The sequence below is a fragment of the Bacillus sp. ISL-78 genome, assembly GCF_018613455.1.
GTDB classification, from domain to species: domain Bacteria; phylum Bacillota; class Bacilli; order Bacillales; family DSM-1321; genus Peribacillus; species Peribacillus frigoritolerans.
Genome location: NZ_JAGGQC010000027.1, coordinates 242,594 through 254,650, shown reverse-complemented (window position 1 = coordinate 254,650; position 12,057 = coordinate 242,594). Strand labels below are relative to the sequence as shown.

The window sequence follows — 12,057 nt, the reverse complement described above, 5'->3', positions numbered from 1 at the left end:
CAACATCTCGTTTCCAGCCCGGTCATTTTTTTCACTTAATTCTTCTCGACAAAGCGAATGATTTCTTCAATTAGTCTGCCTGGAGCTTCCAACATTCCCATATGGCCGCTGCCCTTAAGTATTACTTCATTAATACGGCTCCCTTTTACAGAAAAGGTTTTTTCAACGGGAATCACCTTATCCTTTTCACCTGCAACCAAAAGGACAGGCAACTCCGTATCTTTGAGAACATGATTTCTGTCTATTCTGTTCCTCATGGCATGTAAAGACCCTATCGCACCAATTTCACTTGTTTTATATCCGATTTCCTTTGTATGGTCAATATTGGGATCATCGGAATTAGCGAAAAGCTTTGGTATAAGTCCGTCAATGAAAGCAGGGATTCCCTCACCTTCGATTTTCTCGACTGATTTTAATCGCCCCGCCTTTCCAGTCTCATCATCTGGGAAAGCGGTGGAATGTACCAATGAAAAACCAGACAATTTCCCAGGAAACCTTTCTGCGAATGCCAAGGTGATATATCCCCCAAGCGAGTGACCAAACATATATACCTGTCCGATTTCCAGTTCTTCCAAAAATGACGCAATATCAGCAGCCATATCTTCAATCGAGAAAGACTCCCCTATTTCCTCACTTGCACCATGTCCCCGTAAATCAACGGCAATAACCCGGTATTCTTCCTTTAATCCAGCAATGATGTCACTCCAATATTCATGGCTTCCGCAAAATCCATGGATAAACAACAATGTCTCCCTTCCCTTCCCGGTATCTATGTAGGAAAGCTTGCTATCTGTCATATTAATCCCTCATTTCCTTTATTAATCATTCAGTACCGTTATTCCCTATGGACCTGAATCTGAAACCCAACAGTCCATTCACATTTCTTCATTCCTCACATAGCTTATAGGCAAAGGAATTTTTTAGAAAGGAGCACCGTGATGACCTCTTCTGAAAAAAATAATAACCGGAATCGAATGGAACCCTTTTCCCATTTCATTAACAAAATGGATCGGCTGTTTTCCGAAAGGCCTCCTAAAGGCATGTTGAAATCTCTTGACGATTTCTTCGGTTCGGCGAAAGAACGCAGCTTTCCAGTTGATATTCACGAAACGCATTCAGAATATACCCTTACTGCCACCTTGCCTGGAATTCCACGCAGCCAAATATCAATTGATGTACTGGCCCATGCCGTAACCATATCTGCAAAGCATGTAGATGGAAAGCATAAAAATCAAGGATTGTACCAAAAGGAAGTTTCAACCGGTACTTTTTCAAGAACCATTTCCTTTCCAAAACCGATTGATGAAGCAAATGTGACCGCTCGACATCGCGATGGCATCCTCACGCTTCACCTACCCAAAATCAGGGGGAATCGGATTGAAATCCATTAGGCATGAATAAAAGCAGACTTAAAAAAGTGGCTGGTCACTTGTAAGTCTGCTTTTTTCTTTTATTCACCTTCTATGCTTTGAAGAAGCCTCCTACTCCTTTGACCATTGAAGATACTTGGGAAACTGTATTCATCATTTGTCCAGCTGTGTTCATCATCTTCGTTATATCCATGGAGCCATCTTGTGTTTTGAATTGATTCATGACCGATTTGAAACCCGATGGCTGGGGTTTTTGCATGAACTGCTGCTTTGGATATGGATTATGAGCCTGCTGCTGACTTTGCGGAGGTCTTTTAGCTGGCTGTAACGGATTTGCGAACGGACTAAAAGCTTGCGGCTGAAGATTGGACTGGAGTGGCTGCATGTGTGCCATTGGCTGCATAACACTGTTGCCCGGATAAGCTCCAACAGGCATCGCCTGCTGCGGGACTGGTTGAAATGGGTGATAAGCTGCCTGCTGATAAGGATCATGATATGGCGTCATATAGCCCCCTGTATCCTGGTGATGATATGGATACATAAATGGTTGTTCGAGATTATGATTATTTGGCGGAGGATACGGCATTGGCTGTTGGTATCCTCCCCAATTTTCCGGCATTGATTGAGGAAACTGTCCTTGATTTGGGGAGATTTGGTTATAACCGGATCTCATCATGACAATAAGCCCTCCTCTTTTTCATTACATGGTTCTGATAATATATGAAAAAAGAAGGAATAAAGTGTAGGTGTTTTTATGATAAAATCCGATCGATTTCCATTTTTACATTATTAAGGATGAATTCGATCGACTGGACATGGCTTTTAAATCGCTTATAACTTGTTTTAGGAAAAAATGCCTGAACGGCCACATCAGAAAGGTTATGGGCGGTTTGTTCGATTTGCTCGGGGAAAAGATGCCTAAATTCGGTTTCTTTCATCCACTCCTTCATTCCGGTTTCCCATTCGATGCATACGGTCCTGACCTGATCTGCAAACGGCTTTACTTCAGAAAAGAAATCCTTTTCCTTTCCTTCCAGGCGTACACTTTCATAAATATCATCTGCCTGGTCCGTATATTTAATCAATTGTTCTGTTAACAGCTGCAGTTTTTCTTTTTGCACAATATATTCCTCCGTACATTTGTTTCCCTTAGTATAATCCAGTTCTCCATAAAATGAAATTCCTGCGAATTATACGTGCACTTCAGTGAAAACCTTGTGTTTTATAATTGTTTTTTCCGGAACAATGGAAAAGGAGTGGTTCACACCTTCAGCATTCACCCAATAATCCTCGGCTTTCTCAATGGCTTCCTGGGCTTCATTAACCAAAGTATATTGTTCCGCCCATAGTTTACACCGCACTGTATTTACAGTTTCCCCATATGAAATTTCCAAACGATCCAGGCTGGTACTGATCTCAGCTATCATCCTTAATATCTCTTCTGTTGCGACACTTTTATTGACCATGCTGATCCCTCCCATTCTTTACCTGTACTATTCTTTTTTTTATCTGAAAGCCCTTCATGACTGACAAAACTAGAAGCGAATCGGCAAAGAAAGTGCAATTCACTTAATTTATTATGCCCTTCGACAACAATGGCAGAATGAAGAATGGAGTTTTAAACAAGAATACAGACAGGAGGTGATTTTATGCAGTCGAATGAAAGCAGACAGCAGAAAAACGAAAAACGACAAAAGCCGCCCACTAAAGAGGCAGGAACGGGAAACCCGAAACTTAGTGGAGAAAACCGCCCCTCTACGTAAGTAATAAATACTGAACGATAAACAGGGAAGGCTTCATCGACGCCTTCCCTGTTTCCTATTATAAAATCCAATTTTTGATTATTGCTGCCGTGTGCAGCTGTTTTTGTTTATGATCATACCATTCCGTCAAATGCGGGTCTTCTTCCCATTTGGGTTCAATGAACCATTTTTTTTTAACCTTTTTTTTCATATCCCATTGCTCTGTCCCCCCTGCTTGATGATGAATCAATGGATATACTCCTCTCAGCATAGGGGTTTCATGGTACCTAGGCTTTTTCCGATATTGTTCATAATCATATCTGGCACCCGTTGGTTCAGTCCTGCAGGAAAATTCATAAAATAGTGGAAATAAATCTTCAGAAAATAAAAGCCCAGCCAACCGTTTCCCCAATTCAATCCTTTTATCGATATTTCTAAAATGCGCAACGGACGATCCATACAGTTCTCCATTGCAAGTAGGAAATAAAACAGTGCTAAAATGCATCCAGTCCTGCAGGAAAAATAACAAAGAATGAAAAACGAAGGATTGCTTTTTAATAACCGGTTCTTCAATGATATTTTGTTCATTTATGATAAGCGCAGTGACTAATTTTTCACGATTTCCATGTTTCCAAAAGGAATGCCATTCGTTTTTCATGAATTTGGTAATAAAAAAATAATGACATAAGTGAAACAATGGACGTCCATATTTCGTCGAATAATGATAGAGAAGTAATTGCGGATATGCATCTTGGAATATCCTCCAGTTGGCTTCTTCATAGGTTAGGAATAATTGATGCCTGTATTTAAGGCCAAGTAAATTGGAAAACCAAATCCCTTCAAGATCACACATATTCCAGCCTGCATTCCTGGAAACCATCCCGGCTAAAAATGACCATTGTATTTCTGGATGGATTCTAAAAAATTGTTCATATGCTTTCGTTCTTGATATATTATCCCTATTCCCTTTTGCAGTTTGGGCTTTTATGGATTGGAGCAACTGCTTTTCCGTCTTTAACATTCGCATCTAGCCTTTCTATAGCGATGAATTGTGACATATAGTTGTACATAAATCCTATCGTTCTAAGAAACAATTCTTTTTATTCACATTTTGGATTCTTTTTTTGCTAATATAGATAAGTGAAAAAAGGAGGGGTAAAAGTGGCATTTCATTATCCCAACGGACGAAGATTTGTACCGCAGGCTATGGAAGAAAAGAAAAGTCCACTAAAAAAAATCAGTTACAGCAACCGGGGAAAAACATTGGAAGACGATTTGAACGAAACCAATCAGTATTATTTAGCACACGGCATTGCCGTCATCCATAAAAAACCGACACCCATCCAAATTGTCGATGTCCACTATCCGAAAAGAAGTGCTGCAGTCATTAAAGAAGCTTATTTCAAACAAGCATCGACCACCGATTATAATGGTGTTTATAAAGGAAAGTACATTGATTTTGAGGCAAAGGAAACGAAAAACAGCAGTTCGTTCCCGCTGAAGAATTTTCATGACCATCAAATTGAACATATGAAGCATATCGTTCAGCATGACGGAATTGCGTTTGTCATCATCCGGTTTTCCGCAATGGATGATATATATTTAATGAGTTCCGAACAATTGAGTTTTTATTGGAAGAGAATGAAAGAAGGCGGACGCAAATCTATAACTCTTCAAGAGGTTGAAAGCAGTTCACGAAAGATTACTCTTGGCTTTCAACCGAGAATTGACTATATTAAAGTAGTAGATTCGCTCATCTCAGAAAATTTTTAGTTTTTTAGAAAGGCAGGTTAGCTGTAAAAATGGCTGAAAAATATAATACTAGAGAAGAACGCCGAAAGCAGGGGCAGACTCAAAAAAAGGGACAGAATAAAGGTCCTAAAAAGCCAACCAATATGCTTAAGCGGATTTTCCTTATACTTGTTACAATCGGAATAATAGGCCTGGTTGCCGGAGGAGCTGCAATGGCTTACTTTATAAGCGACGCTCCAGAACTTGACGAAAAGCTTTTGAAAGATCCGGTTACATCAAAGATTCTCGATGAAAATGGTAAATTACTTGCTGAAATCGGAAAGGAAAACCGGGATTATGTAAATTATGAAGACATACCCGATCTTGTCGAAGAAGCTTTCCTCGCAACGGAAGATTCCCGCTTTTATGAGCATCACGGGGTCGATTTCTTACGTCTGGGCAGTGCCGTCATAGCCAACTTCAAAAACGGATTCGGCTCAGAGGGTGCAAGTACATTGACCCAGCAGGTCATCAAGCGGTCTTATTTAACACCTGATAAGACCATTAAAAGGAAAGTCCAGGAAATGTGGCTATCCATACAGCTTGAAAGAAAATATACAAAAGAAGAAATTTTCGAAATGTATGTGAATAAGATTTTCTTTGCAAACCGTGCCAACGGGATCTTAACTGCATCGCAAACTTATTATGGAAAAGATCTTGACGAATTGAAATTGAACGAAGCGGCCATGCTTGTAGGATTACCGCAAAGCCCAAGCAGGTATGACCCGTATAAATACCCTGAACGTGCGAAAGAACGCCGTGATATTGTCCTTCACTTAATGAACAAACATGGATATATCACTGAAACGGAAATGAAAAATGCACAAAGCATCGATATAACAGAAGGACTTCAAGAAATCGATAAGAGCCAAATCGATACGACCGCATATGATGCATTCATCGATTTGGTAATTGAGGAAGTCGGAGATATGGGTGACTATAACGTATTTACCGATGGTTTGGAAATCCAGACGACCATTGATAAAGATGCCCAAGAATATGTTTATAACATGTTGAACAGTGATGAAATCATCAATTATCCAAGTAAAGATCTCCAAGCCGGAGTCACATTACTCGATACAGAAACTGGTGAAATTAAAGCAGTGGGCGGCGGCAGGAATACGACGGTTAAACGCGGCTGGAATTATGCAACGGATGCCAAGCGATCACCTGGTTCGACCATTAAGCCGATTCTGGATTATGGTCCTGCCGTGGAATATTTAAATTGGTCCACCTACCACCAAATCAAGGATGAGGAATACACTTACAGCAATGGAACACCACTTAAAAATGCTTCCGGACGACATTATGGCAATGTAACGACTCGGGAAGCACTGGCACGGTCATTAAATATTCCTGCCCTAAAAACGCTTCAAGCAGTCGGCTTGGACCGTGCACGTGACTTTGCCACTGATCTTGGGATTCCTTTCGACAAGGAAATTACCGAATCGGCAGCATTGGGCGGCGGTAAGGATGTTTCTACACTTGAACTTGCCGGTGCATACAGTTCATTCGGAAACAATGGTATTTATAATGAACCGCATAGTGTGAAAAAGATTGTTTTACGTGATAAAACAACCATCAAAAACAAGACGGAATCAAAACCGGTCATGAAAGATTCGACAGCTTTCATCGTGACGGACATGTTGAAAAGCGTCATGAAAGAACCATATGGAACAGGAAGGTTAGCCAATATACCTAGCCTCCCGGTAGCCGGTAAAACCGGGTCAACCAATTTCACGCCTGAACAGCGTGCAAAGAATAACATCCCATCTTCGGGTGTAAAGGATAGCTGGATGGCAGGTTACACTACCAATTATACAGTCGCAGTTTGGGCTGGTTATGATAATGCATCTGGTGAGCAAATGGAATATCTGGGTGAATCATCTCAAAGAATCCCTAAATACATCTTTAAGAATTTAATGGAACATATGGCTCAATCAAAAGAAACGAAAGACTTTGATCAACCTGACAGTGTTGTGAAGGTTGGAGTCATCAAAGGTTCGAATCCAGCTGTTAAAGCCAATGAATATACACCAAGCAGTAAAATCACTTATGAATATTATGTTAAAGGTCACGAGCCAACACAAGTGACGACAGAATATGAAAAAATCGACTCTCCTGGCATTAACGCTTCTTACAACCAGGAAAGCAATGAAATCAATTTATCATGGTCATATCCTAAAGGTAATGGGAATACCCAATTCGAGGTTATGATGTCTGTTGACGGCGGCGCACAGAGCGTATTGAAAAAATCGAAGGATACTAGTTTAACGATTCCTAATCCAACCCCTGGAAGTAAATATACTTTCTCAGTGGTAGCATTAGTGGATAACCAACAAAGTGATCCTGCGAGTACATCTGTCAAAATACCTGCTGAAGCGGAAGTCCCTGAAGATACTGAGGACGAGAAAATTGAAGATCCGGCCGAAGGTGAGGATACGGAACAAGAAGCTCCGGCTGAAGGCGAAGAAGACAAAAAAGACGAAGACAAAAAAGACGAAGACAAAAATAACAATGGCGAAAACGACAATAACGGTAATAACGGCAATAACGGCAATAGCGACAATAACGGCAATAACGGCAATAATGGCAATAATGGCAATAGTGATAATAATGGTAATGGCAACAACACAGATGACGGAAATGGCAATAATGGTGAGGACGTCGAAGGCGGGGACGGTACCACTGACCCTGGAACGGTGGAAGAGGAAAAACCAGTCGAGACCCCTGTTCCCGATCCTAATCCGGACCCAGATCCAAACCAAGATACTGAATAAATATTAATGAAGAATGAACAAAAAAACGTCTAAGCTTTTGGCTTAGACGTTTTTTTGGCTGTTCGTATTTTTGATCATGAACTTCACATATTGTTTTTCAAATTCTCGGAACAACTCACTAAGCTGTCTATAAGAATGAAAAAAAGCGGGTCTAGCTAGGATGAAAGAAAGTCTTTCATCCATGTTCACCGGAATATTGTTAAAAGATTGCATTTGGAACCGGAAATCATTCAATGCCACTGGCTGCCCATGCATCCAGAAGACTGCGGTTAAAAGTAAACCGATACCCTGCTTCATGAGTCCCAAGGTCTGTCCCGCTTTTCGCTCAGAAAATAGCAAACTGCATTCTGAATCAATTCCCTTCCATCTCTCCAGCAGTTCCTTTACATGCATTGACCCTTTCGTCCAAGGAGCATAAGCTTCTACATTATTATAATAAAGTAACTCATACGGGAAAGCCTCGAATGGAATCGTTTCACTCCAAGCTGCATATCGTTCTTTTTCCAAGATGGTTTCCTTTTCAGGAAAAAACAAATGATGGACCAATTCTTCAGGGACTTTTAATGATATGGACTGCGTCAATTGGCTTCTTTCCTTTTCATTCTTTTTTTGCCTTCACGGCATAATTCGAGAAGCGGGCAGGTTTCACATCTTGGTGACTGGGCCTTGCAATGATAGCGTCCAAAGAATATCAGGCGGTGATGCGTAACGGACCACTCATCCTTTGGTATCTTAGCCATCAACGTTTTCTCAACGTCGAGGACACTATCCTTCCAACGGCATAATCCCAGGCGCTTGGAAACACGCTCTACATGGGTATCCACAGCGATCGCAGGCACATCAAAAGCAACGGAAACGACCACATTCGCCGTCTTTCTGCCAACGCCAGGCAATTTAACAAGCTCATCACGATCTCTCGGAACTTCCTTACCGTATTCTTCGATCAACATGCGCGACAGCTTTTGTATATTCTTAGCCTTGTTACGAAACAAACCGATTGAGCGAATGTCATTTTCCAACTCTTCAATCGGAACGCTTATGTAATCCTCAGGCGTTTTATATTTCTGAAATAAATCCTTCGTCACTTTATTGACTAATACATCCGTACACTGAGCTGACAGGGCAACAGCAACCACCAATTCAAATGGATTGGAGTGATTCAGCTCACAATGGGCATCCGGAAACATTTCACCCATCGTATCCAGACAATATCGAATTTGAGCTTTATTCAACATATTGGTTCTCCTTCAATTTACTTTACTGCTCGAGCCAGTTATAGAAAGGCACATCTTTCAATGGTTGTGCAGTTTCCGTCTTTCGGTCCCTCTTTTGATGAACTCTAAATTTTTGTCCTTGCTCCCTTGCCTGTTCCAAGGTTTTAATGCCATTCTTTTTCCACTCGAATAAAATTCGATCAATGTATCGGAAATTCAATTTTCCTGAAATGACAGACTCCCTCAGAGCTGACTTAATGATTTCAGGTTGATGGTCATCCTCCATCCACATTGCCAATGTCTCACATTCAAAGGGAGATAAAGGGCGGCCGAACTCCTGTTCAAAAATCGTATAAAGGCTCTCCCCCGCTTTTTGGATTTCTGCAGACTCTGCCTGTTTCAAGGTTTTCAGGAAACAGTCCATCATTTTTTCATACAGTGGAGACAATGAATATTTTTCCTGCCCGATTTCTTGGCTCCCCTCAACCACCATTTCAACAAATCCCCTTTGGACCAAACGCTGGATCATGAATAGACATTCCGTTTCCTGCAATGTCATTCGGTCAGAAAGTTGGGAGGGTGCTGGGAAATGATTACCTCTATCGATGAAGCTTTGCAATTGTAATAATAGGACCATTTCTTGTTCATTTAGTCCCATTGCACTATAGTTAGTCAACAAAAAGGATGGAATCGTTATCGTTCCTTCCTTAAACCACGCATATAAATGTTCTTTATTCATGTTTTTGGACACCTCTGGTTTAGTATAACATGAATACGGCCCATCGAATAAGTTTATAATTTTAACAAAAAACGGTTATCTGCCAATAGGCAAGATAACCGCTTCATTACGAAATCAAGGATATAATCGATTTAATAGACGAGGGAACGGGATGGTTTCACGTACATGCTCGACTCCACTGATCCATGCTACGGTGCGTTCCAATCCCAAACCGAAGCCTGAATGCGGCACAGAGCCATATTTTCTTAATTCCATATACCATTTGTAAGCATCTTCGCTCAAGCCATGCTCATTGATTCTCTGTTCAAGCAATCCCTGATCATGAATCCGTTCTGAACCGCCAATTATTTCTCCATATCCTTCCGGAGCGATCAAATCGGCACAAAGAACGACTTCTTCCCTTTCAGGATCTGGCTGCATATAGAAAGGTTTGATTTTGGTTGGGTAATGAGTTATGAAAACGGGCTTATCATAACTTTCCGCTATCGCAGTTTCATGCGGAGCTCCAAAATCATCACCCCATTGAATATCATCAAATCCTTGTTCATGAAGGAACTTAATGGCTTCATCATATGTAATGCGCGGGAAAGGAGCTTGGATTTGTTCAAGCTTCGATGTATCACGGCCCAGTGTATTCAACTCAAGCTCGCAGTTTTTCAATACGGATTGGATGATGGAAGAAACGAATTTCTCCTGGACCTCCAGGTTTTCTTTAAATTCGATGAAAGCCATTTCTGGTTCAATCATCCAGAACTCGATTAAGTGTCGTCTTGTTTTGGATTTTTCTGCCCTGAAGGTTGGACCAAAGGAAAATACCTTCCCAAGTGCCATGGCAGCCGCTTCCATATAGAGTTGACCACTTTGTGAAAGGTAAGCATCCTCATCAAAGTATTTAGTCGCGAACAATTCACTTGTTCCCTCTGGTGCGCTTCCCGTTAAAATTGGGGGATCCACTTTAACGAAGCCTTCTTCATTAAAGAATTCATATGTAGCACGGATTATTTCATTCCGGATTTTCATGACTGCATGCTGCCTTTTTGAACGCAGCCACAAATGGCGGTTATCCATTAAAAATTCAGGACCATGCGCTTTAGGTGTAATGGGATAATCCAATGATTCATGAATGATTTCAATATCTTTCACCTGTAATTCAAAACCGAACGGCGAGCGTTCATCCTTTTGAATGACACCTGTTACATACAAGGATGACTCTTGCGAAACCGATTTCGCACGAGCGAAAATCTCTTCACCCACTTCAGCTTTCACGACCACCCCTTGAATAAACCCAGAGCCATCACGTATTTGAAGGAAAGCAATTTTCCCACTGGAACGTTTGCTGGCAAGCCAGCCTCCAATGGTTACTTCTTGATTGACGAATTTGCTAGCATCTTTTATTGTAATTTTCACGGAATTTACCTCCAAAAATAACTTAACTTACTAATGAATTTACTCTACTTATTATACCCATAGCCCTGCTTACAAGCAAATAAATCAATTGATGCGGAGGTTCCATGCCTTTTATATCATTCTTATTATGTTTTTTAGTGTATTCGCTAGATTGCATGGCAGTTTACCATTCTCGAACGCCCATGCTCTTAGGCACGAATACATGATCAAGGACGCTGACTGCGTCGAAGCGACTAGAAAGCGGGTAATCGAAAGGAGTGCCTGTCTTGGCAGCCGTTTCTTCAAAAGACTGTCTGCTGATCATTTTTAATCCCGGCGCATTCATCGGCACAAAGAAAATCAATGCATGGCTTCTATCTCCTTCCCCAAGATCGACAGGAGAATGATTCGTGACAAAATTATATTTCGTAAGTGCTGCAGTAGTTACAACCATTTTAGCTCCGCTTACGATTATTCCATCATCCCGCTCTTCCACGGTACGTACAAATACCCCCTTCATTTTCATGTAGCGGTTTATTCCTCTCCATTGCCGGATTTATAATTGTATGGTTACAGAAGGGAACGTCCCTTGTCGTTTTTTCATACCATCTTTTCGCATTATCTTCAAATCCCTTATAAAAATCGCTATAAGGTCCCAATGATCCTGTAAGTGCAGCTTTGTAATCAGGGGTAGACCCATGAAACCATAACTCAACTTTGACTATTGTGGTATGGCTTCCCTTGCTTCAAGCAGCTCTGTTGCGTTCTTTGAGGCCTTGAAGAACTTATGGGTAGTATGACCTTATGACCTCCATCTGTCTCAGCCGTTAAAATCCGTGCAGTATCCGGGGCATGCAGGGCATCATATAACTGCGCAATTTACCTGGCAGAATTGCGATAGGGGGCGCCACTTCATCTACCTTATCACCGTTCAAGAATACCGTTTGTCCATCTCGTAAACTTTCTAAATACTCTTTGCTATTCATCATCCGAACATCCCCCATCCACAATCTTTGAATTCCTAGCTTCATACTA

General features: G+C 41.2%; 13 protein-coding genes and 1 pseudogene. 3 read left to right on the top strand and 11 right to left on the bottom strand.

Annotated elements, in window-relative coordinates:
- Positions 1-35: 35 nt before the first annotated feature.
- The gene (locus J7I96_RS23570; RefSeq protein ID WP_214923456.1) at positions 36-797 is read right to left on the bottom strand and encodes an alpha/beta fold hydrolase; all 762 of its coding nucleotides are present in this window, start codon (positions 795-797) and stop codon (positions 36-38) included.
- A gap of 141 nt (positions 798-938) precedes the next feature.
- Between J7I96_RS23570 and J7I96_RS23565 the strand changes: the two genes are divergently transcribed.
- Positions 939-1,391 carry an Hsp20/alpha crystallin family protein gene (locus tag J7I96_RS23565; RefSeq protein WP_214923454.1) on the top strand — a complete coding sequence of 151 codons (453 nt, stop codon included), beginning with the start codon at positions 939-941 and terminating at the stop codon, positions 1,389-1,391.
- 70 nt (positions 1,392-1,461) lie between these two features.
- Here the strand turns inward: J7I96_RS23565 and J7I96_RS23560 are convergent, their stop codons facing one another.
- The 4 genes from J7I96_RS23560 to J7I96_RS23545 form a co-directional block, all read right to left on the bottom strand.
- Positions 1,462-2,046, bottom strand: coding sequence for a YppG family protein (locus J7I96_RS23560; protein ID WP_251025246.1), 585 nt, complete (start codon positions 2,044-2,046; stop codon positions 1,462-1,464).
- Between the two features lie 76 nt (positions 2,047-2,122).
- Positions 2,123-2,491 carry a YppE family protein gene (locus J7I96_RS23555; protein WP_214771985.1) on the bottom strand — a complete coding sequence of 123 codons (369 nt, stop codon included), beginning with the start codon at positions 2,489-2,491 and terminating at the stop codon, positions 2,123-2,125.
- A 69-nt stretch (positions 2,492-2,560) separates the two neighbouring features.
- Positions 2,561-2,836: a hypothetical protein gene (locus J7I96_RS23550; protein WP_214771987.1), complete on the bottom strand. Its 276-nt coding sequence runs from the start codon at positions 2,834-2,836 to the stop codon at positions 2,561-2,563.
- A gap of 355 nt (positions 2,837-3,191) precedes the next feature.
- Positions 3,192-4,133, bottom strand: coding sequence for a DUF2515 family protein (locus J7I96_RS23545; RefSeq protein ID WP_251025247.1), 942 nt, complete (start codon positions 4,131-4,133; stop codon positions 3,192-3,194).
- Positions 4,134-4,273: 140 nt separating this feature from the next.
- On the opposite strand from J7I96_RS23545, the gene recU reads away from it, so the two are divergent.
- Together recU and J7I96_RS23535 are read left to right on the top strand one after the other, a co-directional pair.
- Positions 4,274-4,885 (top strand): Holliday junction resolvase RecU, encoded by a 612-nt coding sequence (gene recU / locus J7I96_RS23540; RefSeq protein ID WP_034307899.1) that lies wholly within the window; start codon positions 4,274-4,276, stop codon positions 4,883-4,885.
- A gap of 29 nt (positions 4,886-4,914) precedes the next feature.
- Entirely contained in the window at positions 4,915-7,683 is a 2,769-nt protein-coding gene (locus tag J7I96_RS23535) for a PBP1A family penicillin-binding protein (RefSeq protein WP_214923452.1), read from the top strand.
- Positions 7,684-7,725: 42 nt separating this feature from the next.
- On the opposite strand, the gene J7I96_RS23530 is transcribed toward J7I96_RS23535, so the two are convergent.
- The 6 genes and pseudogenes from J7I96_RS23530 to J7I96_RS28150 form a co-directional block, all read right to left on the bottom strand.
- Positions 7,726-8,265 carry a YpoC family protein gene (locus tag J7I96_RS23530; protein ID WP_214771993.1) on the bottom strand — a complete coding sequence of 180 codons (540 nt, stop codon included), beginning with the start codon at positions 8,263-8,265 and terminating at the stop codon, positions 7,726-7,728.
- On the bottom strand, positions 8,262-8,918 hold the full coding sequence (nth, locus tag J7I96_RS23525) for an endonuclease III (protein WP_063593994.1): 657 nt from the start codon (positions 8,916-8,918) through the stop codon (positions 8,262-8,264). The genes J7I96_RS23530 and nth overlap by 4 nt, the downstream gene beginning before the upstream one ends.
- Before the next feature lie 22 nt (positions 8,919-8,940).
- Positions 8,941-9,636, bottom strand: a complete 696-nt coding sequence (locus J7I96_RS23520) for a DnaD domain-containing protein (RefSeq protein WP_214771995.1) — start codon at positions 9,634-9,636, stop codon at positions 8,941-8,943.
- Between the two features lie 114 nt (positions 9,637-9,750).
- The gene (gene asnS / locus J7I96_RS23515) at positions 9,751-11,043 is read right to left on the bottom strand and encodes an asparagine--tRNA ligase (protein ID WP_214771997.1); all 1,293 of its coding nucleotides are present in this window, start codon (positions 11,041-11,043) and stop codon (positions 9,751-9,753) included.
- Between the two features lie 163 nt (positions 11,044-11,206).
- A pseudogene (locus tag J7I96_RS28155) lies at positions 11,207-11,681 on the bottom strand (4-hydroxyphenylacetate 3-hydroxylase N-terminal domain-containing protein).
- A gap of 168 nt (positions 11,682-11,849) precedes the next feature.
- Positions 11,850-12,011 carry a hypothetical protein gene (locus J7I96_RS28150; RefSeq protein ID WP_251029228.1) on the bottom strand — a complete coding sequence of 54 codons (162 nt, stop codon included), beginning with the start codon at positions 12,009-12,011 and terminating at the stop codon, positions 11,850-11,852.
- Between the last annotated feature and the right edge of the window lie 46 nt (positions 12,012-12,057).

Bases quoted from the DNA above. Each gene is read 5' to 3' on its own strand.
- J7I96_RS28150 (WP_251029228.1), bottom strand. From the start codon at position 12,011: ATGATGAATAGCAAAGAGTATTTAGAAAGTTTACGAGATGGACAAACG.
- J7I96_RS23520 (WP_214771995.1), bottom strand. From the start codon at position 9,636: ATGAATAAAGAACATTTATATGCGTGGTTTAAGGAAGGAACGATAACG.
- J7I96_RS23560 (WP_251025246.1), bottom strand. From the start codon at position 2,046: ATGATGAGATCCGGTTATAACCAAATCTCCCCAAATCAAGGACAGTTT.
- nth (WP_063593994.1), bottom strand. From the start codon at position 8,918: ATGTTGAATAAAGCTCAAATTCGATATTGTCTGGATACGATGGGTGAA.
- J7I96_RS23550 (WP_214771987.1), bottom strand. From the start codon at position 2,836: ATGGTCAATAAAAGTGTCGCAACAGAAGAGATATTAAGGATGATAGCT.
- J7I96_RS23545 (WP_251025247.1), bottom strand. From the start codon at position 4,133: ATGTTAAAGACGGAAAAGCAGTTGCTCCAATCCATAAAAGCCCAAACT.
- J7I96_RS23535 (WP_214923452.1), top strand. From the start codon at position 4,915: ATGGCTGAAAAATATAATACTAGAGAAGAACGCCGAAAGCAGGGGCAG.
- J7I96_RS23570 (WP_214923456.1), bottom strand. From the start codon at position 797: ATGACAGATAGCAAGCTTTCCTACATAGATACCGGGAAGGGAAGGGAG.
- J7I96_RS23565 (WP_214923454.1), top strand. From the start codon at position 939: ATGACCTCTTCTGAAAAAAATAATAACCGGAATCGAATGGAACCCTTT.